20 protein-coding genes are annotated in these 25,799 nt (G+C 46.8%); 10 read left to right on the forward strand and 10 right to left on the reverse strand.

What is annotated here, in order from left to right; all coding sequences use genetic code 11:
* Positions 1-224 precede the first annotated feature (224 nt).
* The 7 genes from A3EU_RS0113775 to A3EU_RS0113805 all read left to right on the forward strand — a co-directional run bounded on the left by A3EU_RS0113775 (position 225) and on the right by A3EU_RS0113805 (position 13,684).
* On the forward strand, positions 225-4,427 hold the full coding sequence (locus tag A3EU_RS0113775) for a hypothetical protein (RefSeq protein WP_020536759.1): 4,203 nt from the start codon (positions 225-227) through the stop codon (positions 4,425-4,427).
* A gap of 24 nt (positions 4,428-4,451) precedes the next feature.
* Positions 4,452-4,601: a hypothetical protein gene (locus A3EU_RS34575; RefSeq protein WP_020536760.1), complete on the forward strand. Its 150-nt coding sequence runs from the start codon at positions 4,452-4,454 to the stop codon at positions 4,599-4,601.
* Positions 4,602-4,626: 25 nt separating this feature from the next.
* Positions 4,627-8,043 (forward strand): hypothetical protein, encoded by a 3,417-nt coding sequence (locus A3EU_RS0113785; RefSeq protein ID WP_020536761.1) that lies wholly within the window; start codon positions 4,627-4,629, stop codon positions 8,041-8,043.
* Positions 8,044-8,088: 45 nt separating this feature from the next.
* Positions 8,089-8,442 carry a hypothetical protein gene (locus tag A3EU_RS0113790; RefSeq protein WP_020536762.1) on the forward strand — a complete coding sequence of 118 codons (354 nt, stop codon included), beginning with the start codon at positions 8,089-8,091 and terminating at the stop codon, positions 8,440-8,442.
* A 75-nt stretch (positions 8,443-8,517) separates the two neighbouring features.
* A complete protein-coding gene (locus A3EU_RS0113795) occupies positions 8,518-8,877 on the forward strand; it encodes a hypothetical protein (RefSeq protein ID WP_020536763.1) in 360 nt (119 codons plus the stop codon).
* 44 nt (positions 8,878-8,921) lie between these two features.
* Positions 8,922-11,603: a DUF6603 domain-containing protein gene (locus A3EU_RS32830; RefSeq protein WP_156825763.1), complete on the forward strand. Its 2,682-nt coding sequence runs from the start codon at positions 8,922-8,924 to the stop codon at positions 11,601-11,603.
* A 20-nt stretch (positions 11,604-11,623) separates the two neighbouring features.
* Complete coding sequence (locus tag A3EU_RS0113805) at positions 11,624-13,684, forward strand: hypothetical protein (RefSeq protein ID WP_020536765.1); 2,061 nt, start codon at positions 11,624-11,626, stop codon at positions 13,682-13,684.
* Positions 13,685-13,820: 136 nt separating this feature from the next.
* On the opposite strand, the gene A3EU_RS0113815 is transcribed toward A3EU_RS0113805, so the two are convergent.
* The 6 genes from A3EU_RS0113815 to A3EU_RS0113840 all read right to left on the reverse strand — a co-directional run bounded on the left by A3EU_RS0113815 (position 13,821) and on the right by A3EU_RS0113840 (position 17,308).
* Positions 13,821-14,333 (reverse strand): DinB family protein, encoded by a 513-nt coding sequence (locus tag A3EU_RS0113815; RefSeq protein ID WP_020536767.1) that lies wholly within the window; start codon positions 14,331-14,333, stop codon positions 13,821-13,823.
* Entirely contained in the window at positions 14,330-14,851 is a 522-nt protein-coding gene (locus A3EU_RS0113820; RefSeq protein ID WP_020536768.1) for a DUF6985 domain-containing protein, read from the reverse strand. The genes A3EU_RS0113815 and A3EU_RS0113820 overlap by 4 nt, the downstream gene beginning before the upstream one ends.
* A gap of 10 nt (positions 14,852-14,861) precedes the next feature.
* The gene (locus tag A3EU_RS0113825) at positions 14,862-15,905 is read right to left on the reverse strand and encodes an aldo/keto reductase (protein ID WP_020536769.1); all 1,044 of its coding nucleotides are present in this window, start codon (positions 15,903-15,905) and stop codon (positions 14,862-14,864) included.
* Between the two features lie 87 nt (positions 15,906-15,992).
* On the reverse strand, positions 15,993-16,508 hold the full coding sequence (locus A3EU_RS30455; protein WP_020536770.1) for a DUF2867 domain-containing protein: 516 nt from the start codon (positions 16,506-16,508) through the stop codon (positions 15,993-15,995).
* 10 nt (positions 16,509-16,518) lie between these two features.
* Positions 16,519-16,857 carry a hypothetical protein gene (locus tag A3EU_RS0113835; RefSeq protein WP_044085912.1) on the reverse strand — a complete coding sequence of 113 codons (339 nt, stop codon included), beginning with the start codon at positions 16,855-16,857 and terminating at the stop codon, positions 16,519-16,521.
* Positions 16,858-16,861: 4 nt separating this feature from the next.
* Complete coding sequence (locus A3EU_RS0113840; RefSeq protein ID WP_020536772.1) at positions 16,862-17,308, reverse strand: hypothetical protein; 447 nt, start codon at positions 17,306-17,308, stop codon at positions 16,862-16,864.
* Between the two features lie 360 nt (positions 17,309-17,668).
* On the opposite strand from A3EU_RS0113840, the gene A3EU_RS0113850 reads away from it, so the two are divergent.
* Both A3EU_RS0113850 and A3EU_RS0113855 read left to right on the forward strand, forming a co-directional pair.
* On the forward strand, positions 17,669-18,256 hold the full coding sequence (locus A3EU_RS0113850) for a nitroreductase family protein (protein ID WP_020536774.1): 588 nt from the start codon (positions 17,669-17,671) through the stop codon (positions 18,254-18,256).
* Between the two features lie 306 nt (positions 18,257-18,562).
* Positions 18,563-20,821, forward strand: coding sequence for a sodium-translocating pyrophosphatase (locus A3EU_RS0113855; RefSeq protein ID WP_020536775.1), 2,259 nt, complete (start codon positions 18,563-18,565; stop codon positions 20,819-20,821).
* Positions 20,822-21,279: 458 nt separating this feature from the next.
* Here A3EU_RS0113855 and A3EU_RS0113860 read toward each other — a convergent pair whose 3' ends face one another.
* The 4 genes from A3EU_RS0113860 to A3EU_RS0113875 all read right to left on the reverse strand — a co-directional run bounded on the left by A3EU_RS0113860 (position 21,280) and on the right by A3EU_RS0113875 (position 25,220).
* Positions 21,280-22,899: an alanine/glycine:cation symporter family protein gene (locus A3EU_RS0113860; RefSeq protein WP_020536776.1), complete on the reverse strand. Its 1,620-nt coding sequence runs from the start codon at positions 22,897-22,899 to the stop codon at positions 21,280-21,282.
* A gap of 219 nt (positions 22,900-23,118) precedes the next feature.
* Positions 23,119-23,457: a hypothetical protein gene (locus A3EU_RS0113865; RefSeq protein WP_020536777.1), complete on the reverse strand. Its 339-nt coding sequence runs from the start codon at positions 23,455-23,457 to the stop codon at positions 23,119-23,121.
* A 135-nt stretch (positions 23,458-23,592) separates the two neighbouring features.
* Entirely contained in the window at positions 23,593-23,961 is a 369-nt protein-coding gene (locus tag A3EU_RS30460) for a hypothetical protein (protein ID WP_020536778.1), read from the reverse strand.
* A 152-nt stretch (positions 23,962-24,113) separates the two neighbouring features.
* Complete coding sequence (locus A3EU_RS0113875) at positions 24,114-25,220, reverse strand: hypothetical protein (RefSeq protein ID WP_020536779.1); 1,107 nt, start codon at positions 25,218-25,220, stop codon at positions 24,114-24,116.
* A 79-nt stretch (positions 25,221-25,299) separates the two neighbouring features.
* On the opposite strand from A3EU_RS0113875, the gene A3EU_RS0113880 reads away from it, so the two are divergent.
* Positions 25,300-25,785 (forward strand): GyrI-like domain-containing protein, encoded by a 486-nt coding sequence (locus tag A3EU_RS0113880; protein WP_020536780.1) that lies wholly within the window; start codon positions 25,300-25,302, stop codon positions 25,783-25,785.
* Positions 25,786-25,799 lie beyond the last annotated feature (14 nt).

Raw genomic sequence — 25,799 nt, forward strand, 5'->3', positions numbered from 1 at the left:
CTCTTCCTTCCTGATGATTTCTAGTTCACCTTTGGTGTCCAGAATTCCACCATTGGTATTTAGGCAAATTTTAGATCGAAAAACAAAATAAAAAAATACTTTTATTTGGCAATTAAGCCATTGGGGAGAAAAAAGCATACATTCACCAGATCAAAGTTGATCAAGCTCGATGGGTTAATCAATAACCTTCCAAATATTGATCATCAGATTAAGCATTTCCCTTTTTGAGTAACACCATATTCATACCATTCCGCGTTAGGCAAATCCACCTAACCGTAGCTACTCCAGTCGCCGCTGCGGTCGCCGAGTTCAGCAAATTACCTTGGTACGATCCAGATCGGCAGGTCATCGTCAATGACGACAGTCCTTTCATTAGTGAAAAGGTCGTCAATGAGCCCTTTCAGGACAACCTAAAATCACTGGGTAAAGGCAATCACCTGCATTTTATACTTCCGCCTCAATTTACCCACGCCAACACGGATGGCGAAAACCTGCCAACGCCCAACCGATGGCTCGTAAGAAAAGGGAACGAGCAGTGGATTATAGAAAGCGATTTCCTGAGCAAAACACCCATGCCGGGGCAACCCAATGTAACGACCATGGTTCCCATTGATCCTGCCGTGGCACAAGCCCCCGGGTTTGCGCTAGACCAGACCGGTAACTGTCAGCCATTCCGCTATCTTGGCAGGCAACTCCCTATTGAACAATGGAAGCGCACGGGCAACCAAGGGGATTACTGGAAAACTCTTTTTGGCGGACCCCTTACTGCTTTTGCTTATGGCGACCCCGAATTTTCCATTCGCTACCCCAATTGCCGCTCTGTTTTTGGCTTTTATGACGCCAATGCACTAACAACCGCTGGTTATGAAATCATTGGCTGGTACCAAGAATTAGCAACAAGCGAAATTTCCGAAACCATCACCTCCTTACTAGCGCCCGTTAAGGAAGTCATTGAAGAAGTGGATGCCGATGATAGCCTGACCTCTGACGCAGTTCGCTGCACTGCTTTTTTTGAACGTAGTCTTGCAGTAGGATGGAATTTTGGCGGCGACGCAGACAATAACCCGCTAGGGTACGATTGGCGATCCACTAAACAAGCCATCAACCAAGCTGATCAAATCGTGTTTTACAACGCCTCTAACGATACCTTAGAGCCACCACCTGCCGACCTGACGGTAAAGCTGGCCGTGGGCAACAATGGTGTTGAAGCACTATCGGCATTTCTGGCGGGTGAAACCTATAATGGATTTAATGACCGTGAAAAACGGTTACAGTTAGAGGACCAATTGGAAGCCATCCAGTTTGACTCCCTTAAGTCGCTGCAAAACGATCTTCAGGCTAAATTTGCGGAGGCCCGGCACGCGAAAGGCTCCCGAGCAGTTCCCGCCGGCATCTTATGGGATTACTGCTATGTAAATAAAGAGACCGGTCAAAAGATCTCTGACGAACAAACCGAAGCGATCAAAGCTTTTGAAGGTGGACAGAGGTTAGCTGTCCTAGCACTGTTATTGAGCCACCTCAATGAGCAGCAATCCGTTTACGAAAGGAGCAGCACGATCGTTGCAGACAAGCAAGAACAGCTTTTCGCTTCCTGGTACAAGTACATGCTGTCCGCCCATCCGCCCCGGATGCACCACGAGGCATACCCTGATCTTGACGAGGTGCTGGTTTTCATCACCGAGCATTTGCTACCGGAGTTGGATCTGCTGATGTACAATACCGGCCTGCTGCTCATCAATGAGCACGAAAAACAGGAAACCATTGCGAATCCTTTGGTTATTGAGAGTGAAACTGGCCAATTGGTGGTTACTGCTACAGCGTGGTTAATGGGCGCGAAGTTTAGCGTTGAAAACAAACATTACAACGCCAAATCCAATAACTCCACCTCCATTGCTCAGCAGGTATTAACGGCCATAAAAGCCGCGCTTACCGAGCTGGATGAACTTAATAGTGCCAACCGGTCGTTGGCCGAGGCTGGCATCGAAATTCGGCTCACCACCAAAGTGGGTACGCGCTACCATCAACCCAATGACCCAGTACTGTTGATTTCGGGTGATGTCATTCCGGAAGCGGTAAACGATGAAGTCCCGGCACTCCTGACCTTGAGTAGCCCTTCTGTAGACAAAAACTTGGGAAAAACAGCCAATGCTGTGATCTGCGCCAACCAGGCGACTCAGGCCTTTGATGCACTAGCACTGATTCCCAGTAGAACATTGCAATCGGAGGTATTACCGTGGCACCCGGTTTTGATGGAATGGGAGGCGTCCTTTTATCCGCTGGACAATCCAGTAAATGGTGGCGTTTATCATCCAGACTACCTTGCTAATATTTTTGATTTGCCCTCCGGCCAGCCTGATTTCGCAGCTACGGAAGACATCAGTAAGAAGGACGAAATTGCCCCGACACGAGCCATTTCAACGTATCGCGGCTTTTCCAATCTCAGTGCGTATGCGCTGAATTTCTTAGCGGATAAACTGGCTCCTTATGCTGCCAGCGAAAACATGTCCGAGACGGATCCGGGCCTCAAAGCAGCTTACGAATATATACAGGATAGCAAAATGGCCGTACTATCACAAGGGCTGAGCGGGTTTAATGATGCCTTTATTATGCGCAAGCAATCCTTGCAGTTGGCTACGATTATTGACCCCGTCGCTTTTGACGAATACAAAGACTATATCGCAGATATTGGTTTATTTATTGGAGAGGCGACTATTACATCGCCCTTACCCAATAATGATTTCAATCCCATCAGGGCAGGAGGTTTCAACCTGAGCCGGCTCAACTTAATCGACACCTTTGGGCAAAAACGCAAGGTGTATGATTATTTCGAGGGGCCGCCAACCAAGGTGTACGCTCCCCAAACGATGACTCTGACTGCGCCAACACCATGGGACACCGACACCATTTCTTACAATATTCAGGCATTTCTGTACCCACGGTTTATTCAACCCACCCGACTCTATACCCGTTGGCTCTCTAGTGAAAACGATACTGCCGAATGTGGAATGAATCCGTCCGACACCCCGGTTTGTGGTTGGGTGGTACACAACATTCTTGATGACAGCCTGATGCTATACAATACCGAAGGCGGACTGCTAGGCAGCCTCACTACGGTAGAAGGAAACCAAGTAGCTTTTGTTCCGAAGCCGGAATCAACCGCGCCCAGAACAACAGGCTTGGCCAACGACAACATGGTTCCCAACCAACACCTGCGCAATTTTGCCAACTATCTATTGGCGAAGGACGGCACCTTTTTAGGCCACTTCCTGACGGTAATCACCCATGCGCAAGAACACAATGACCCGGAAACGTTCGAACAGCACCCGGAGCTCTCCCTGCTCATGGGGCAGCCGATGGCACTGGTGCGAGCCAAGCTCAATTTTGAAGTAAAAGGCAATTATGCGATGAACCAAAGTTGGGCAGAATTCCGAGAGAGCTTGCAAGCCTCTAAGGAACCGGGTTACCAGTATTCGGAAGCACATTATACCGATGGTTTTGAAGACGTGAAGATTCCGATTCGTTTGGGAGATTACCAGCAGCTCAATGATGGCCTGATCGGTTTTTGGGACGATGCCAATGTGGACGAAGCCGATGTAGATAGTGTGTTCCATTCTCCGATTGGTGATCTGTACAAGAGTGATTACTACCGAGAAAAAGGCATTAACACGGGTCCGGGGTTTGAGGCCTTTGTGAACCAGCATGTGAAGATGGAAATCCGGCAAAGCGCGGCGGACGCTCCGCACTTACTCACCATGCTATTTGATCCGCGCGCCCAGCTCAATATCACCTCCGGGGTACTACCAGTAAAGACCATCGACATTCCTTCCGCACTCTATGCCGATGCCCTCAAGAATATTAGGGTTACGTTTTTAATGTCGCCCATCATTACGCCCAAAGACAAGCTGCAATTCCCCGTCCCCAACCAGGTCGGATACCAGTGGAAATGGATTTATTTCAACTCCACGACGCCCGTGACGATACCTGCAACGGCCACAGTTCTGAAAAACATCCTCACTGATAAATGGGACGAATGGGTGAAAAGTGCTTGGCCTGACGAAACAGCGCAAAAGCAAATCACCCAAGCGATTCCTGATCTCTGGGAGAAATTACGACAAGCTATCGAGGTGGACGGGCTGGCACAAAACATCCTGGTGGAGTTGCCCTCAAAAGAACAGCTTACGCTGGAAGACGATACCAGAGCCTATATCTACTTTGATTTACTGACGGCGGAAAATCTGGCCCAAATCGTGGAAGTTGATTCGGTCGACCTCACTGCGGTGACTCAACAGATCATGCAGTTGTTACTCGACCAACACCAGGGCATCGATTCGGTGCGCACCCACGCCCAATACGAGCCCAACGAAATTCGAGAAGGCTGGCTGGAGCTGACCGATGAACCGGAAATACAGGCACAACCAAATAATTAAAACACATTACCAACAAAAAACAGTATGGATACAAAAACATTAAAACTGGAATTAACCGTAGAAGAAGTGAACCTTATCCTAAGCGCGCTCGGCAAATTGCCCTTTGAGCAGGTGTTTAGTCTGGTAAATAAAATACAGCAACAGGCTGCGGAACAATTGGACGTAAAGCAATAGACTCCCCTCTAAAAACAACATCAAGATGCGTCAAAGTGTAACTATCGAAATGGACAATCGTCCACATCCGTCCAAAAACTCAACTAACGAATTATATCATTTCCCCAACCAGAATATCGATCTAAAAAACAAGGTTGAGTTGATTGTTCGGATGGCTACTGCCAATGAAGCTGTTTTGACATCGGGTGATGGAAACGCTGGAGCCGACCGATATTCATTTTACCTCAGCTTTCCCGCTAATCTTATTCAGCTGAATCAATTTCAGCTAGAGAATTTTTCCTTTAATATATACGATCAGCGGGGAGGTGAAAATGGTCGTACTATTCCCTACGATCTGTACCTGGAAGAAACCGAAAGTGACATACGCTTCTACGTCCTCTTCCGAAAAGCGTGTGCCATTGGAAGATCAATGGAACGTTACCAGAGCCAAAATGATACCCGTTGGGGATTTAAGGCAACACTTCCCGGTTTTTTGTTGAGTCCCAATATTCAGGAGCGTTTTCAGATTATGATTGTTGCTAATTGTGAAAATGAGGAATCACCTACGCTTAACGGTAATACCGCTGTGGTGACGTGTGTACCATTTCCTGAGCCAGAAAAAATCAAGGGTGAAATCCAATTGCGTTCAAAAAATTACGTGGCCGGAAAGAACGTAGATGACACATTATATCACTTTACAGACAACCTCAAATTAGAAAACAGACTTACACTTTCACTTTCACAAAGAAATTTCAACTACCAAGCCAGGACATTGAAGTCGGGTGCTGGGCAAGCCGGATTTAATCAATGTTCCTTTTACCTAAGCCTGCCTGCTAATACCATTCAGCTGGCTGACATTGAGCTAAATGATATTAGGCTAGGTTTTTCAAGTGATGGTAGCTTTACTAACTATGGCATAGCAGATGGCGTGTTTAGCCTGCACATTGGTGAAACAGGGGGAGAACTACGAATCTGTGTACTCTTTAAAGAACCTGTGAAAATCGGTATGGAGAATAGGTATACGAATGGGGAGTGGGCTTTTGTGTCGTACAACATGAGTTTGCAAATAGGCAGAGTTCTTTTGGTATCTAAAGCTCCGTCACAATTTACCTTTTCGGGAATATTTTACGTGACCACTACCGACATTGAAGATGCATACGGCGTTTCCTCTCACATACCAGTAATTAGCAGTGAATCTGTCAATTGTATAGATTTCCCGAAACCGGTGCCTACCGTCAATGAAGATCTCGCGCTGCATTTCCAAAACACTTCTGGCAATACGTCTGATGTTTTGTTCATCCAGGACGATACCGAAGACGGCGACAACATAGAACTCATTGTTGGCACCGAAGAGGGCACACCTGCTATTTCGCTCTTTTCGGAGTCCGTCACCGCATCCAGAGAATCGTTTTCCTTTTCCTTTAAGTTCACCCCTTCTTCGATTGAGAAAGAGATGAAGGTGATGGATATCTACACCTACGTCAATGACGAGTGGAGGAAAGCATTAGAAGGAGAATGGTCTATTGAAAGCGTCATCAACGACGATAAAAGCCTCGTCATTTATTGTCTGAGCCGGCAATCGGTCTCGTTTAATCGCCCCCATTCGGTCAAGCTCGTGATGCGTGGGGTAAAGCCGGTCGTTCGGAAAAGCAGTTCACCGAAAGTGGAATTGTACCTCCGCGACAGCAATTACCTGAATGAGTATTTCTGCTCTCAGCCGTTCAATATCGTCAGCCACGCTGGTGATCGCTATATGCCAATTAAGGTAGCCGTTGACGGTTGGCAACTCTTAAACAATGGCACTGCCAACCGGGTGGTACTAGCGCTCGTTAATGACCATAACGAATCCATCGTTTTTAAGAAATCCACGATTGAGGTGTCCTGGGATATCTCAGAAACGGAATCGTTTGCGCTAAGCAAAGACAGTGTGACAGCTGATAGTGTAAGAATTTTTGACAAACCTGTCGAACTACCCGGCATAGCAGAAACGGGAACTGCTCGCTACCTCTTGAAAGGCTACTCTGGCCGCATCAACCCCGGAGATAGCTTGCCCATAACGATTGCTAACCTAAAGACGAACCTGCCCGCAGGGACTGCCAAAATCTACATCCGCTACTACGACGTACCTGAATATTGGGATGGCGTACTCGAAGCGCCCCTCCTGCGCACCAGCGTATTCCAAGCCGATCAGGAACATATCGGAATTGGAACGAATAATCCGAAGACGAAGCTCCATATTGCTGATGGCGATTTGCTGGTTGGCGGTGCTCCAAATAGATTAGAGGGTATCCGATTAACGTCCCTGAAAGAAAGGGAACAAGGAGGCGGGCGAATTTTTTTCCAGGAGAACGCAAATGGGCTAGACGGTTTCTCGCTGGGCTATAATGGCGTAAATACAGATGGTGATATTTTAAATTGGCCAGCCAAAAGTTTCAATATTTCCAATCATCATGAATCTGAAAATGGTGGCATCTGCTTAAATATTGACAGAGACACTGGCAATGTAGGTATTGGCATCGTAAGTGGCGACAATAAACTTACAGTAGCGGGTTCCGTATCCATTGGAAGGCATGATGAACCAACAGCAGTCCCGGAAAATAGCCTCTGGGTAGAAGGGCAGGTTGGAATTGGAATAATTCGTACCAAGGTGAAACTGGCTATTGGAGTTCCCGAAGAGAATACTGGATTATACATTGAAAGAGGTGATTACGAAACCCATCTTCCCTACGTTAATGGTTGGAATTATATTTCTGGTAAGGGTTTGGTTGTTCGAGGAGAAGGTGGCCTACATAATATTGAGGTTGATGGGAGTACAGGTAATGTAGGTATTGAAAACGACTTGTCAGTCAATGGGAGTATAAATATCGGAGTCGGGACCTCTGATCCACAGATAAAACTCCATGTTGCCGAGGGTGATTTATTAGTTGGTGGTGCTCCGGGCAAACTAGAGGGCATCCGATTAATGTCCCTGAAACAAAGCGAGCAAGGAGGCGGACGACTATTTTTCCAGGAGAACGCGAATGGGCTATACGGTTTCTCGCTGGGCTACAATGGCGCAAATACAACTGGGGCAATCTTAAACTGGCCACCCAATAGTTTCAATATTTCCAATCATTATAATTCGGAAAATGGCGGCATTTGCTTGAATATTGACAGAAGCACTGGCAATGTAGGCATTGGTAAGAACTCAGATAATTCAAACAAGCTAAGCGTAAAAGGTACAGTTCAGGCTACCACCCTCAAAATTGGCGACACTGAACTGAATGAGACCCAATTGAAAAACCTCGTCAAGTTTTTGGCTGGGACACTAGAGGTCAGAATCAAAAGTAACGTCGCAGGAAGAAAATACATGTACGCATCCGGTTCCCAACCCCAAACGAATTGCTATGAAGTCCGATACAATAGAGACGGAAACAATGAAGAGGACGATCCTGAATTCGTTTGGCGGATCGAACCTAAATAACGAATCTCCTCCAGTGGCTATCCGCTGGTTCAAAAAAAAGCAAGCATGTCAGCAACTTCAAAATATCTCTTTGGTTCCATTGCCGTGAATCTTGAACCCGTAACGGAAACGGAAGCAGAGTTCACTCACAAACTGGTGCAACCCGGACCAGTACTGGTAAAAGCCGATTTACAGCAAGGCTTGTGTACTACACTCCGTATTTCGCCCTCCTACTGGAATGCACTTCCGGATGCTAATAATGAGCTAACGGATTTGAAGTGGAAAGAAAACCCGGAAACAACGGTGCTCTGCCTACAATTCAATACCAGTCCTTTGTTTGATAAATTTAGTGACGTCATCGATCAATACTCCGCATCACTGAACCTGGAAACCCAGCAGGATATCCTGACCGGTACCTAATGGAGAGGATAGTTCCACCGGGAGCTATACCTCGACTTTGAATTTTTTCTTCTAACACGCATAAAAAGTAAAACTATGTCTTATTCTATTTCAGCAGAAATTACCTTTCTCGGGCAGCCAGTAAGCCTAAAACCCAACCCAAAAGTACCCTCTAGGATTGAATCCGAAACGGGTATCACCATTGATGGCTCGGCGCTTCCTACGCTGAAAAATGCCTTTGGTCTTGATGCCTTACCTGCGGGTTTAGATATGCCAGAAGGAGCATCCGTCAAGATTTCCGACTTGGTGATTGATACCGCGACCAGCGAGTTTCAAGTCGCCCTTGAGATGGATCCTGGTACAGATTTTTTCCTGAATAAATTGGCTGGAAACGGGGATGTCTTTTCACTCGACAAAGTCTATCTTTTTGTTGCTCACAACCCCGCATCAGAGTAGACTTTTGAGTTTTCCTTTTTCGATAAATCCTTACCCATCTAATCATGTCGATGCAGATTAAAGCCGAGGTCACCCTGCTCAATAAACCCGCTTCCGTTTTGCTGGAAGAGGACGAGGCTGGGCGTTTTTTAGGTCGCCTATCGTTTAATGATAGGCCCCTCGATTTGTATGACACCTTAGAAGGGTTGCTGGGCAACAACAAGTCTCCCTTTCAGGGCCTCGATCAGTTAGATTTGGCCTTCACCCATTTTGATGTCTTGAGCTATGATGGCCTCGCCACCGGGTTTATTATTTCGGCCACCGCAATGACCAATGGCGTTGAATTTACGGTTCGCTATGGTACTTACACCAGTGCAGACGGACAATCAGCGCAGAGTTTCTCGCTCTTATTAGAGCCTTTTCAGCTCGATAAATTGCCGGTTATCAATCTGCCGCTAGACCCGCCCCTGAAAATTGACATTAGGGAAGCAGGGTACGCTACGGGTGATTTTATCGACGAAAATGGTAAAGCTGTTAAGGCAGGACTGTTTGCGCTAGGGGAGTTAGCAGGCCCCGGTGGCCTTGATATGCCCTTGGTTTATCCCGCTCTAGAAGAAGATGCTGCTGATCAGTCAACCCGCAGTCTACCTTCTGAGCGGAGTGTTAGCGAGCAAGCTCCAGCAACGGATCGTGGTGATGTCTCTTGGTACGATGTCGACAAAGTTGTGGGGGCTGCCCACCTGAAGGAAGTTGGCCTGCAATGGAAGGACGGTAAGATCTGGGCTATGGTCAATGCCAATATTTCCTTTGGTGGTATCACCCTCAGTTTGATGGGGCTCAAAGCGGGTGTGGAAGTCGCCTTGCCTCCCGGAATGCCGAGCTTCGGCCTCGATGGATTAGGCATAAGCTACAGCGAAGGCAAAATTGAAATTGCCGGTGCTTTTGCCAAAGGAACATCAACGCTACCCGGTGTCACGGATCAATACCTGGGAGCTGTGACCGTTCGCTTTACGAAGGTCTTGATTTATGGAATGGGGGCTTACGCCAAAATCAATGGACAGGACTCCATATTTGTGTATGCCTATATGGGGTATCCGTTGGGAGGCCCCGCTTTCTTCTTTGTCGAAGGGTTAGCTTTGGGTTTCGGTTACAACCGAAGGTTTATCTCCCCTAAGCTTAGCGAACTGGAATCATTTCCGTTGATCGCACAGGCGATGGGCAGCCCGCCAGGCAATCGCAATGACCCCATGGCCATGCTGCAAGGCCTGGAAGCCAATATTCCTCCGGCAGAAGGCGAAATGATGCTGGCTGTAGGCATCAAATTCAGCACCTTCAATGTGGTGAAGTCTTTCATGTTACTTGTGGTGTCGTTTGGGGAGAACACCCACTTTGATGTGCTGGGCATGTCGCGTCTTTCACTACCTGCTAAAGCCGCCGATCCTGTTGTTTTTGTGGAAATCGCACTCAAGGCCGCTATCGACCCTAATGCTGGTATCGTTAAAGTAGACGGACTGATTACCAAAAACTCGTACGTCTATTCCAAAGATGCTAAGCTCACGGGCGGTTTTGCGTTTTATTCCTGGTTCAAAGACGAGCCAGAAACGGGCGCGCGCGCCGGTGATTTCGTCCTCACCATGGGCGGCTATCACCCAGACTTCAAGAAACCCGACCACTATCCTTCCGTACCGCGGGTTACGCTCAACTGGAAGGTAGACAAACACCTGTCGGTAAAAGGCGAAGGCTATTTTGCCATGACGCCGGCCTACGGGATGGCGGGTTTCGAGCTCAAGGCCACCTACAAAAATGGTTCGCTCACCGTTGTATTTACGCAAGGTGCTGATTTTCTTATTCAGTGGGAGCCGTTCCATTACGACATTGTGGCCTACGTGAGCATGCGGGCATCGTTCTACGCCAAGATCAAGCTGCTCTTTGTCACCATCCGAAAAACGTTTCACGTAGATGTGGGCGCCAAGCTCCATATTTGGGGGCCTGACTTTAGCGGCCATGCCGATATTCACGTGCGGGTGATGGGCGTTGGCTTTAGCTTTGATGTTGATTTTGGTGCTAAGGCAAAACCACCTCCAGCACTCACTTGGGCAGAGTTTAGCCATGCTTTCCTACCCGAGCCAGAGAAAGTTATCACCATCACCCCAACCAAAGGATTGTTGAAGGTAGTGAACGAAATTTGGGTACTCAACCCCAAGGAGTTTTGTTTGGAGGTAACGACCGAAGTCCCAGTTACGTCCGTGAATGCAAAAGGGGAGCAACCCAATGGTCCTTCCTTCGGTATTGCCCCTATGCAAATCTTAAAGGGCGATGATAACAAACCCAATTCCACCTTAACGGTAAGTATTGACGGAGGCGATGAAGAGGACTTTACCTTTACCCAAACCTCCAAAAACATGCCTGCTGCCCTTTGGGGCGAATACCAGGAAAAAGCGGATCTCAATGAGGATGCTTTGGTAGAGCTTACGTCTGGTGTAGAGATCACCCTTTCGAAAGATCCAGCACCGGGTGCTTCTAGTAAAATTAAAGAAATCAACCTCGCTTACGATATCGAAAAATTGGCATCGACTGATCGGGTGGCTCCGCCAGCCCGCTTTAGCTACGATTTGTTGACGGCTTCCTTCTCTCCGACTTATAATACAGATGATTTTCCGCCTTTAACATCAGCACACCAGGAGATGGCTACCCTTGCTGAGGAACAGTCGTTTATCGCCATTCCCAAGTCAGCCCGCTTAATCTAATACTTCTAACCAACCCACTCATGAGCACATCTGCGGATTATTCAATCTACCAGGAAAAGATCAACCAAGTCATTGCTTGTATCTTCAAGAAATTTGACCCCACGAACAACATGGAGGCCGCGGAGCCTGGCGATACGATTCAATTTGTTGATAGCCAAATTCCGCAGCTCAGAGGCGGAAACTATCAAGTAAACACCAGCCAATCTACGAATCAGCAAGGTGGCTTAAACATAGTAGGCAAGCAACAAAAATTCCACATCGATGGCCCACGTTTCCAAATAGCCCCACAGGATATTCTTTCGGTCTTCCCTCCAGCGGGTTCCTCCGGCAACCACGGCCACGTATTACCCCACCTGGCATTGAAGCGGGTAAGTATCCCCTGGGAGACAGGCAGAGCACAGACCTTCCCTTGGAATAATCCTGACGAAGCTACGGGGACGGAATTCGATCCCTGGATAGCACTTTTGTTGTTTGATGAATCTGAAATGCCCGAAGTGATCCCAGAAACACTGGAAGCAATAAAGCTTGACGATGATTTTAATGAAAAAGATCAAAAAGTAAATACCATTGAGGTAGAGAAAACCTTAATGGAAAACCTCCTTGCTGGAGATGACCTGAGATACCTGGCCCATATCCGGCAAAAAACGGATAGTACCAATCACCATAAACTCATTTCCGAGAAAGCCTTTGTAGTCAGTAAGCGCTTGCCTAAAACGAATGGCACCAGTACTGTACACTTAGTCTCATTGGCTAATTTCCCAGAAGCTTCTGACAGCTCAAAAGTCAAGTTTATTTCTTTATACAGTTGGAGTTTTACTTGCGCAAAAACCAAACCTGTCTTCCGGGATTTATTGCAAAACCTAGACGCTCGGGCCTTTCGAATGTATGGCGAAAACTATACTGTTGATCACGCTTATGCGGATAAGGGATATGTTCCGCTACCCCATTTTTTACGCAAAGGGTTGCAAACGATTTCCTGGTATCGAAGTCCGCTGTTACCCAATACGAAATGCTTCACCAGTCCTAACTTAACAATGGCACATGGTTCCGATCATTACCTGGAATTTGACGATACAGGTAGCAAAATGCTCCATGTTTCCTATGCAGCTGCCTGGCAATTGGGGCGTATGCTTACCCTTAAGCAAACCGAGGCAGCCTTGGCTATTCAGCGCTTGAAACGCAGGGTGGCACAAGCTGTCAAAACGAATCAGCTTCAAAAAGGAGAGTATCTTGATTTCTTGCGAGCAAAATCGCGTTCGGAGAACCAGCAAAAAATAATAGATTGCGTCAAAGCTTTGGCTAATTCCGCTGATTGTTTGGATGCTCCCGAAGTTTGTCAAGGGCTTTCCTTTGATAGCGTAATTGTCAAGTGGCTCATTAAACTCATCAGCTTGGATGCCGTACCCTTCAATTACCTCGTTCCACATCAGGCCATGCTGCCACAAAATTCGCTGCGTTTCTTTGCCCTCGATTTCAACTGGATCATTGCACTGATTGAGGGGGCTTTATCGGTTGGTGGTAATGAACGCTTTAACCTACCCACCCCAACGTATAAAAAGCGCATTGTCTTTTCCGGTTTCCTGTTGCGTTCGGAAGTCGTGGGCGATTATCCGGACATGAATATTGCCGCTTATCCACAACTCCTTGACGAAGACGACACCACTGCTATAGGTCGCGCACCATTGATAAAACGCCAACTCTCCAATGAGGTATTGCTGTGCATGTTCCCCATGTCTGGACACCTCAACGAAGCCGGAGAATTAATTAACGAGAAGCCTATTCAAACGCTCGATTTCTTTCTGAACAAAGAAGCCTTACAAATGGGCTTTGATGTAGATAATGAGGTGCTGGTAAAAAAGGTGCGCAACAAACAGGGAGAACAAAAGCAAGAGTCCCCTGATGCAAACTATCCACTCAAGGTGGCTAGTTTACTCAACGAACAGAGAGCACTTAATCTTCCTGCATTTCTTGCCGGTTTAAATCAATTTTTAATTGGAGACGACAAAGTCAGTGAACCCTTCGAATTCGCTTTGCAAATGATGGAAGGAGTGCCCAAGGTTAGGGTTAAGGTTGTTTCGTAAGTACTGCCGGCACTTGCGTTTTCTGCGCTACCATGGATTTTTTTGCTAAAAACGGGAAGATCATTGAACACGGGGATGCCATTCAGAAAATACCAGCACAAGCGGAGAATGACAACGGAATGTACTAAGGAAATAGCTAGTCCGCGTTTTTGGTGTTCAGATCAAAATCATCGTACAGTCCTATTTGCTGATCATTTCGCAATTTCACCAAATAAGCCACCTGCCCGGTATGATAAGAAAGGTGCTCCACCGCGTGTAAAATGACGCCTAGTCCTGAGAAGGTAAACCCCTGTACTTCGCGCTCGCGCAATAATTCTTCCTCTCCGCACGCAAGCACTGCCGCACAAGCCTGATCGATGGTGGCACTTATTTTCTCGAGCAATTCCTCCTTACTGAGTCCACCTTCTGCGCTAAATTCCAGATCACGTTCTCTCGCATCAGGTTGCTGTGCAAGCGAAGAAAGGATATACTGGCCGATGTTTCCGCAAAGGTGCAGGATGATATTACCTACGCTGTTGGAGGAAGCGTTAGGTCGCGACCACATATCCTGCTCGGTCAATTGCTGGAAGCATTTGGCGATATGTGCTTTCTTCTCTTGGAAGCGGAAGATAGCTTGGTCTTTAAATTCTTGTTGGATTGTATTCATCATTTATCGGCCTCTATCTTATCCAAAACCAGGTCTTCCTCCCAGCCCAAAATTCGGGTTTTGTGAGCGATCAGATAGACCCCGTGTTCAAAATCGCCGGTAAAGTCAAAGTAATAAGCGACATAGGAAACGCCTTCTTTCTGCTGCGGCCAGATATAGATATCGTTGATTCCTAAGGATTTTCTTAGATCCTTGGCGCTGTTGATTTCGGGGAAGTCAATCTCGTCAAAGCCAATGAATTCGATGTAGTTAGGATACAGTACTTCTTTGGTGTACTTGTAAAAAGCCTCTACCAATTCCACTTCGTGGGTTTTGATAAAATCCAGGGCTTGGAGTTGCTCAGGGGAAGGCTGGGTTACTGGTTCGTAATCCTCCGAGTAGAAAACCATGGAGACCTCTCCTTTGTCTCTTTTGGCCTCAGCCGTACTTCCCAGCATTTCATTGCCGGGTTGGTCTTTTTGAGTTAACCCGGGGAGATTTAGGACGATTCGTTGATCCTTGTTGTAATTAATGTCTTCCATGTTTTTTTCGTTACCCTACCAAGGGATGTTTGTTTCCTTTGATCTGATCGACCATGCCGCCGTAGATCATTTTTTGTGCGCCAGGGCGTGTCACGAAGTCGTGTGGAAAGCCCAGGTCAATACTACTCACCTCGTTCAGTTGCTGCATTTGTTCGGCACTGATGGTTACGTCAAGTGACCCCATGTTGTCTTTCAACTGGTTGAGCGTGCGTGCACCAATTATAGGGATGTGCCCCTGTTGGCTGATCCAGGCGAGTGCTACTTGGGCCGGAGATATATCCAGGGATTTGGCAATTTCTACCACCGTGGCGGCGATGTTGTAGTTGCGTTCGTTGAGGCGGTAGGAAGTGGTGCCTTCCATACGCCCGCCCGAGCCTTTGCCATTGTCCTTGTTGTATTTCCCAGTGAGAATGCCGGCTGCCAAGGGGCTCCAGGCGACAACACCTAGACCAAGTTCCTTACTCATTGGGAGCAAGTCGCGTTCGGGGGTGCGTTCCGTGAGGTTGTATTCTAGTTGGTTGCCAATAAAGCGTGACCAGCCTCTGAATTCGGCTATGGTATTGGCACGCGCCGTCACCCAAGCTGGTGCATCGCTAATGCCGATGTAGAGAATTTTGCCTTGAGCAACTAGGTCGTCCAGCGCTCGCATCATTTCGTCAATGGGCGTCAGGTAATCATAGGCGTGTACCCAGAGGAGGTCGATATAATCGGTGTTGAGGCGGCGGAGGCTCTGCTCTACTGATTGTACCAGGTTTTTGCGGTGATTGCCGCTGTTGTTGGGGTTGTGAGTTGTATTTGAAAGGGTATATTTCGTGGCCAAAACGACATGGTCGCGATCAGCGGAGATGAGGTCGGCCAGAATGCGTTCACTACTGCCCTCGGTGTAGACGTCTGCGGTGTCGATAAAATTACCGCCAGCTTCCATAAAAGCGTCATAAATTTCTTTTGCTGTGGCCGCATCGGAGCCCCAGCCCCAATCTTTACCAAAAGTCATTGTACCTAAACACAAGGGAGAAACACGCAAGCCAGAACGGCCAAAGAGTTGATATTTCATGATATGGAAGTATTAATGTTTGCTAGTAATCACCACTAAGCCATTAATACAACAGAAGAAAAGCAATTGTTTTCACTTATGAGCTATTCAACGAGCAGAAGGTGCTGCATCACTGTAACCCTGCCCTACCATTCTTTTTACAATCAGCCGATGAAAGGGTGCAATGATTGCCATATAAATTTTCCCGAAAGTATTGTTCAGCTGAACCAGCGTCGTGACTTTTATATTATTGGCTACTGCATGTGTGTTGTGAATTCCTACCCGAAATTTCAAATGCTTATCGTCTGCTCCCAAAATGAGCTGCTCGTCACTGATGGCATATATTTTGAAAAAGCCGACATAACCACCCACAACAAAGTCTTCCTTATAGTCAGAAGGGATAGCTGTTTTTAAACCAAACACACTAACAAGCTTATTTCTTAACTCAAAAAGGGCAATGATCCATTTTGACTTTAGCGTAAAAATACGTTTGGAGATTTCTTCCAGACTATCCTCGTGGTTAGTTGTCGAAAAAGTGTCTGCAAAATCTAGCGGGTCGAAGAGTTTGCTGGTTTGTTCCGTAAGGAAAACTTCCTCCTTTTTACTTACGCGTGTATTGCTCATAACAGTATTGTTATAGTTCCCAGAATGATCGTGGTCGTCGCAGTACGACTTGGTAGTCGCGCACGGTATGCCAGATATAGACTACTGCGCAAATTGCTAGGAGTAATTTTCCAAAAGAGGAAAATAAGGCCAGTACCAATAATACCGGTGCCAGTAGGAGGTAGGGCTTGCGGCTGTGGTGTCGATAATCGAGCCACAATTCAAGGGCGCTGCCTGTTTGCCACAGCCATAGCAACCAAAGTAAACTCAAGGCAAGTACGAAGTTGTTGGTGGCCCAAGCTGCCAGACTACCTGCGCCCAAGAGCAATTGTACCAAGCTATCTATTTTTAATCTCGTTCTGCTAATCATAAAACTATTGTTCTTTTAGTGCATCGTAGCAAAGCTTGGTATAGTAAAAAGCAAAAGCCATCGGGATCAATATCAAACCAGTAATAGCGATAACTACTTCAAAAGACTCACCAAATGCAGTGTTGGCATACATATACACTCCGCTTAAAATGGCCAAATACGTGATGGCTGCTACAAAGTAAATAAGTTTTTCGCGGTTACCGCGTATGCTGCCAATCAAGCCACTCAACAACTGGTAACAGCCGAGGAAAAAGGCACAAATCATCACGATCATGATCATCCCTGTATCAAAAATAGCGGCTAACCCGCCTAAAACGAATAGAAACAGTAAAACGACATTTACGCCAAAATCCAGCTTGAGTATACCCATTGGCGTATGATGGGATTTACTGTTTATAGAACCTAATGTTTCTGTTAAGGGCGCATCCAAAACATCTTTGCTCGTATTCATAATTCAATGTTTTTCGATGAAATAGTAGGTGTTCTTTCAATTCTTAACCAAAGATAAACCTTTCTATCAAAACTTTCAATAATTATTGAAAATAAATTACCGGCTCTCTACTCTTTGAAGAAACTGCGCTGAATTTTCGAAAAACCAGAACAAAGGATTGTATGTTTACTACCGTAGTAAGACTCAGAGCCTGTTTAAATTTTCCTGATCGAGCGAGTGCCACCAAATTTTATGCTGGTTAAGGCAAAAAGTGGAGTCGATGCCGGAAGCATCGGCGAGCATTTTCAACGTAAAGCAGCGCAAAAATTGGCAAGCGCAGCCGATTGAGGGAATTTTAAACAGGCTCTTAAATAATCTATCATGAGTAATCTTCCCAGCCCTGAACAAGTAAGGGCCATAATAAGTAGTCGCAGTTCTATCTTTCCGGCCATGTATACCGATAAGCCAATTAGTAAGGAGGTTATCGATGATCTTCTAGAAAATGCCAATTGGGCACCTAATCACAAGAAAACGGAGCCTTGGCGTTTTAAGGTTATTCGCGGTGCAGCTCGGCAGCGGTTGGCAGACTTTCTGGGAAGCACTTATAAACGGCTTACGCCGGAGGCTTCCTTTTCTGAGCGAAAGTTCAAAAAGCTCTCTACCAACCCTATCAAGGCAGATACCGTTATCGCTATCTGTATGCAGCGCGACCCAGCGGAGTCTTTACCCGAATGGGAAGAGCTTGCGGCTACAGCTATGGCTGTGCAAAATCTATGGCTCACTGCTACATCGCACGGCTTGGGTGGATACTGGAGTAGCCCTGGCTTGATTACCCACCTTGGGCCGTTTCTGAACCTTGCTGAAGGAGAGCGTTGCCTCGGCCTGTTCTACCTTGCACACCACCAGTCGCCAGCACTTCCTCGTGAGCGTGGTGATATTAATAAAAAAGTGGAATGGATGACCGAATAACAACGAAAGAAAGTTCGTATGAATAAAAACGTAGCTGGGGTCGGCGTTTAGGTGTGAGTATCCCTTGCTGCAAAGCTTTTACAAATCTCACACAGCACCTAGAGCAATAGTAACACTATCTTCTTAAAATTACTTACCTTTGCGGACTGCTAAACCAAAGCAAAGTTAATTTGGAAAACCAACGGGCAAATGAAAGCAGGTCAAACCTGCGTTTTCCCGAAGATTAATAATTAAAAGGGCTTCTCCATCACCCGGTGGGGGGGCTCCTCTATTTTACAAAACGACGACTTTTTAAACAGTAGAATTATGGGTCAAACAATTATGTATACTATCCCTATTTTTGGGATCCTCGCCTTGCTGTTCATGGCTTGGCGTTCCGCATGGGTAAGCAANCAAGAAGAAGGTACGGAGCGTATGAGCCGTATCGCCAAGAACATTGCCGACGGTGCAATGGCCTTCCTTAAAGCCGAGTACCGCGTACTGGCTATTTTTGTAGTTGCAGTCGCTATCTTGCTGGGCGTAACGGCTAATGCCGAAAACTCTAGCCCATTAGTGGCGGTTTCTTTCGTGCTGGGAGCTATTTGTTCTGCATTAGCTGGCTATTTTGGTATGCGTATTGCGACCAAAGCCAACGTACGTACGACCAATGCTGCACGTACCAGCTTGGGTAGAGCCCTGGAAGTAGCCTTTGCGGGTGGTTCTGTAATGGGTATGGGTGTTGTTGGTCTTGGCGTACTAGGCCTTGGCAGCTTGTTTATTGGTTACAATGCTATTGACGGCTGGGACATCAATAAAGTAATCACAGTACTTACTGGTTTCTCTTTCGGTGCGTCTTCTATCGCACTGTTTGCCCGTGTAGGTGGTGGTATTTATACCAAAGCTGCCGATGTAGGTGCTGACCTTGTAGGTAAAGTAGAGGCTGGTATCCCTGAGGATCACCCGCTAAACCCTGCCACTATTGCCGATAACGTAGGTGATAATGTAGGTGACGTTGCTGGTATGGGAGCTGACTTGTTCGAGTCTTTCGTAGGTTCTATTATTGGTACAATGGTATTGGGTGCTGCTTTTATTGCAGTAATTGACCCTAACATAGCTGATCCTGCCAAAGCACTCGTTTCTGGTGCCAGAGAATTTAGCACTGGTAACCAGTTCAATGGTCTCAACGCCGTACTGCTTCCTTTACTTCTTGCAGGTGTAGGTATTATTACTTCTATTATCGGTACTTTCTTTGTGAAAGTAAAAGAAGGTGGTGACCCACAAAAAGCACTGAACCGTGGCGAGTTTATCGCTGCTGCATTGATGCTTGCTGCAACCTTCCTGATCGTCAACTGGATGCTTCCTGAAACATGGAGCGTTGGTGGTTTCGATTACTCTGCCATGGGGGTTTTCTGGGCAGTTATCTTCGGTCTTGCCGGCGGTTTATTGATCGGTATTGTTACTGAATTCTACACAGGTACAGGTACCAAGCCCGTACAGAGCATCGTAGACCAGTCGGTTACAGGTGCGGCAACCAACATTATTGCTGGTTTGGGTGTAGGTATGCAGTCAACGGCTATTCCTATCCTTATTTTGGCAGTAGCCATTGTAGGTTCTTACTCTTTTGCTGGCCTTTACGGTATCGCTATTGCAGCGGTAGGTATGCTTTCAAATACGGGTATCCAATTGGCAGTAGATGCTTACGGACCAGTATCTGATAACGCTGGTGGTATTGCAGAAATGGCTGACCTTCCTAAAGAAGTTCGTGGACGCACCGATAAGTTGGATGCTGTAGGTAACACTACCGCAGCTATTGGTAAAGGTTTTGCGATTGGTTCTGCTGCCCTTACGGCACTGGCACTCTTTGCTGCCTTCATCACTGCTTATAACTTGAGCCACCCTGATGCACAGCTTACAGGGATTGATTTGACCAATCCTTACGTTATGTCTATGTTGTTTGTAGGTGGTATGTTACCATTCTTGTTCTCTGCCCTTTCAATGGGAGCAGTTGGCCGTGCTGCAATGGATATGATCCAGGAAGTACGTCGCCAGTTTGCTGATATCCCTGAGTTGAAAGCAGCACTTGCTGTAATGAGAAATAACGGCGATAAGGAATACAAAGACTGGAACAAAGCGGATCAAGATACTTTTGATGCTGCCGACGGTAAAGCGGAGTACGACAAGTGTGTAGAGATTTCTACCGCTGCGTCTATCCGCGAGATGGTACGTCCGGGTCTTTTGGCGGTACTTGCCCCTGTAGTGGTAGGTATTACGCCTGGCCTTATTGGTTTGGGTAGCGCCATGGGAGCACAAATGCTTGGTGGTTTGCTAGCGGGTGTAACCGTTACCGGTGTATTGATGGCCATCTTCCAGTCTAATGCTGGTGGAGCATGGGACAACGCCAAGAAGATGTTTGAAGAAGGCGTTAGCATCAATGGCGAAATGCACTACAAAGGTTCTGATGCACACAAAGCAACCGTAGTAGGTGACACCGTAGGTGATCCGTTCAAGGATACTTCTGGTCCTTCACTGAACATCTTGCTGAAGTTGATGTCAGTAGTAGCTTTGGTCATTGCACCAATGTTGTAAAAGGTATTTGGTACAAGGTACTTGGTACTTTGTATTAGAGACAGCACGAAAATAAAAAGCGATTTTGGTTTCAAAATAGTTAGCTAAACGATTCACTTCAAGTGTGTTAACTATTTAGAAAACCTAGGGAAAATCGTAGTTTGTTTTCTGCGCAATACTTAGATTTAAGACGAATCCCGAAGACGGCAGCTGCTATCTTCGGGATCGTTGTTTTTAGGCTATTTTGGCAGCTGGCTTTGCCTATCGGCTCGCCATCGCGCTATTCGCTATCACCTCCCGCTGGTCGGTACCGCTGCTATCGCTGCTGCTCCTCCTCCGTGCGGCGCGTTCCGCTGTTCGCTCCACGCATTTTTTAACTTCATCTAATTGATACTGTTCGGCGTGGGTTTGTACCTAGCGTGCTCAAAACATGTCCTGTTCGGCGTAGGTTGCACCTCCGTCGCCTCGCCTTTACGCCTCTACCTACTCTCAAAGTACCGATCCGTCAGTTTCTTAATCGTCCCAGATAGTAATACCAGTGCCAATACATTGGGGATCGTCACAAAAGCCAGTACCAAGTCCCCCAGACCCCAGATGACGTTGAGTGCCGTGATCGCACCCACAAAATGCATCAGCACATAAACCACCTTGTAAGGCACGATTCCCCGCTCTCCAAAAAGATAATGGACACAGCGGTCGCCGTAATAACTCCACGAAATAGACGTCGAAATGCCGAAAAGGAAGACACAGAGGCCTACAATCACGCTCCCTGTTGTTCCCAATACCGAAACGTAGGCCAGGCGGGTGAGGGGCGCACCATTCTCGACCGCCTGTCCGTAGAGTGCTGTCTTTGTTTCGCCATTACTTAGATAGGCCATCCCTTCTGCTGGAGAAATGGTTCCTGTGAAGGGAGTTTGCTGTTCAGCATCTACGAAGAGTTGTGCCACCGCTACTTCATGCCATGCGAATTGGTGAGCTTGCTCCTCTTTGGGAACGCCATTTTCGTAAGACAGTTCTACAAAGTCCATCTGTTCTTTCGCCGATAAGGCAAGACCTTCTGTCGTTACAATACTCAGGTCACCTCCGCTCAAGGCGAGAGTGGTGGGCGTTGTCGCTGACCATACCCCAGTGGAGATAATCACCAGGCCTGTGATTGTACAAATGACGAGCGTATCAATAAAGGGCTCAATCAAGGCAACTACTCCCTCTGAAGCAGGTTCCTTGGCCCGGGCGGCAGAGTGTGCAATCGGCGCCGAACCCTGCCCGGCCTCATTGGAGAACAGCCCTCGCCGGATACCCCACATCATGGTTTGCAAAAATACGCCTACACCCGTACCGGCCACCCCGGCGGTAGGATTAAACGCCTCCGTAAAAATCAACTGAAACGCGGGTAGAATACTATCTGCATGAATAAAGAGCACCGCCAGGCCACCACCCACATAAAGCAGTGCCATCACCGGGGCAATGATGCTCGTAACCTTACCAATACGCTGGATGCCTCCCAGGATAACCACGCCCACCAAGACGCTACTGACGAGGCCCGTCCAGGCCGGAGCGACGCCCAATTCCGTTTGCGCCAAATCCGCGATAGAGTTGGCTTGTATAGCATTGCCCGAAAGGAAGGCCGTCAGCATCAAGGCACCAGCGACCAGCATGGCCACAGGCTTCCAGCGTGGACCCAGGCCTTTTTCGATGTAATACATAGGGCCACCCGCGATATTACCCTTCGCATCGACTTCACGAAAGTGCTGGGCCAGGGTTACTTCGCCGTATTTGGTGGCCATGCCCAGCACGGCGGTTACCCACATCCAGAACAGTGCCCCTGGCCCGCCCCAGTGGATCGCAATCGCAACCCCCGCGATATTCCCAATCCCCACGGTAGCCGACAAAGCCGTCGTGAGCGCCTGAAAATGACTGACATCACCAGGATCATCCGGATCGTCGTACTTGCCACTGGCGACCGCCACCCCATGCGCAAAGCGCCGAAATTGAATAAGCCCGAGCCTAATAGTAAGCCATAGGCCCGTGCCCAATAACATGGTGATCATTACCGGCTGCAAAACCGCATCCAGCATTTCTTTGAGTTGTTGTAAATCCATTTTTTTTGCTCGCAATATCCCGCAGGTAGCGGTGAGGAATGGACTTCTTCAGAAATGATCAGGGGAGATGTCAGAAAGAATTTGGGATTTGTCAGTAAGTGTCAGAAGTGGTTTTGGGAGAAAAACTATGTGCCTATGTGTTAAAATACCCCCACTCTTTTCAACACATAGCCACATAGAAAGTAGTTCCAATTACGTAGACCTAAACCTCCCACATCGCTAATCCTGTTTCTTTATATTGATGAGGGCCAATGATAAAAGGGCAAGTAAAGAGAGTATTATCAAGAAAGTAAAAGTATTGAATCCTTCAAAATACCCGTTTTTTGAAAAGTGAAAAGTAAATAGACCAACAAGGAGAAGTCTGGTGATGGTTGGTTTAAAGGTAACTTCACTACTTTCATCAATCAACGCAGGTCTAAAGAGAAATAATGTCGTAATGGTCATCACTGCAGGATATAATATGGACAGGTAAGACTGTTGATCTAAATTCTTAGAAAACAACAAAACTCCACTGCTCACCATAAGGCCAATAAGCATCAAGAATTTGAAATATTTCATAATTGTTGTTTTTTTGTTCGATGTAGGTTGCACCTACATCTCTGTGTCTTGTATTTCGGCCATTTAAATTTCTTGCTCACCAATCTCTTTGTATGATTTTCTGGCGGCTTTACTAGGATGAAATGTGATAAACTATTACATTTTCCATTGATTACGGTCATCTACTGGATATGGAAGTCTTGCCTCAAGCCATTCTGCTGCTAGTTTAGGTGTGAATTTTTCGTCAGTATTTTCAATTATCCAAGACAGATAGACCTGAGGCCCGCCATTCATATAGGGTGGAGGGGAAACTGGATAAAACAAACTAGGTAAAGGTTCTTCCGTCGAAAGATAATTAAGGACATGACCAAGTTCTTGAACTACATTCCATGAAAGCGGATCAGTTATTTCGATGGAGAACTTTACCCACCATAAGTTATCCTTAACTCCGAAAGACATCTCGTTTCTAACAGCAGGAGTTCTTTTTAAAAAAGCCAATAATGGCTCGAAATCTTTTTCTGACATATTTTTTTTATAATAGGGTGGTAGCCTGCCCCCCACTCTTTTTAAAAGATAGCCACAGAGAAAGTACTTCCAATGATACGCGCCCAATAATCCGACTATGTGTCTATGTGTTAAAAACCCAAAAACCTTGGTGCCCTTGGTGGTTCAAAAACCTATGAGGTAAGCCCAAGCTCCTCCACCCCCAACCTCAATCGAATATGCCGCTGCTTGCCGTATTCAAACAAGCGGTCTTTAAGCCATTGCTTGTGCTCGTCGTTAGCGTCTGGGATAGCTTGCAGGATGTTTGCTAGCAGGCGATTGATTTCATTGTAATCCTTGATGTCGTAATTTTTGCCGTTGCTCGATTTGGGCTGGATTTCTAACCATCCCGCGTTGGGTTGTGCTGATTTGCTTTCGGCGAAAGCCTGTAAAAGGGCATAATTTTTTTCGGTGAGCAACAATCGTTGCCCATGCAAATATGGAGGTAGGTGAAGGATGATTTCATACAACCACTTGCTTCCTTCCTTTTTTTGGTTGAACAACAGAAAACCAGCAGTACTGGCTTGTTTTACCGTCGTTTTGGCGAGTTCTTCTACCCAGCTTAGTGCCAAGGCAAAAAACAAGGTGATTAGGATGCTTTTAAAAGTACCGTTGAGGAGCATCTTGTAAAAAGGGGCATCTGTCAGTTTGAAAACTTGCGCCAGTAAGGTGAAGGCGATGGAGAATATCGCCAAATAGGCCAATAGCCGTAAGCCGCGTTTCTCAAAAGAATTCCAGAAGGTGAGGCCGAGAAAGAAAAGGGTAAAAACAGCAAAGGCAAGATCTATCGCGTAAATAAATTGAGCTTTGACCGGCACGATCCAGCCCGCCAGCATCAGGAGTGTCAGAATACTGGCAAAGGTGAAACTTACACCTACCAAAATTCGCCACGAATCAGACTGAACGACAGGTTTGATCAATCGGGGTAAATGTCGGAAACGAGGGAGGGCCAATAAAATAAAAGCACTGTTGAAGATCGACAGCATGCTTTTCCAGCCTTCAAAACGCAGGTGGTCGGTGGCGCTGCCGGCAATGGTGTGCGCTTGTGCTACTTCTACCCAACCCGATAAACCCCATACCAACACCGAAATTGATAACCACAAAAGGCCGGGGTCGCGCTGGAGCAAATCGTTACCTCGGGTGATATGGTGCCAGATCGCCAAGAGGGCTACACCCGCGAAAGTGCAGACGCTGATTTGGCCGTAACCGTAGAATAATTGTAATAAAACTTCTTGCGTCATAATACCGACCTTGAGGTAGTCGTGCCTAAAGGTACGATATTACGTATTTTGTTGCCCATTGTTAAAATACCTGCCTTTCATGTACCTCAGAACAGCACTTCTCCCAGAAAAAAAGTTTATCGGTAAGTCTCTCCCAATGTCTTTAGCGGGGGATCGGACCTCGGAACTTTGGCAGTCATTTATGAAGGAGAGGGGAACCATCCTGCAAATTCCAGGAACGGATCTTTGTAATTTGGTAGTTTACGATCCACCGCTTGATCTCCAAAATTTTCAGCCAACGACGGTTTTCACCAAATACGCTTTGGCGGAAGTCGCCAGTTTCGATGAATTGCCAGAAAACATGGAGTCGTTCCTATTATCTGGTGGCCTTTATGCGGTGTTTCTCCATCGAGGGCACCCGGCAAGTTTTCCTCAAACGCTTGGGTATATTTTCGGGCAGTGGTTGCCCTCGTCTGGTTATACACTAGACAGTCGTCCTCACTTTGAATTGCTAGGTGAAAAGTATAAAAACAATGCTCCTGATTCTGAAGAAGAGGTGTGGGTTCCTATTCGGAAGAGCGACTAGTGTCCTGTAGCTTG

The organism is Lewinella cohaerens DSM 23179 (assembly GCF_000379805.1).
Classification (GTDB): domain Bacteria; phylum Bacteroidota; class Bacteroidia; order Chitinophagales; family Saprospiraceae; genus Lewinella; species Lewinella cohaerens.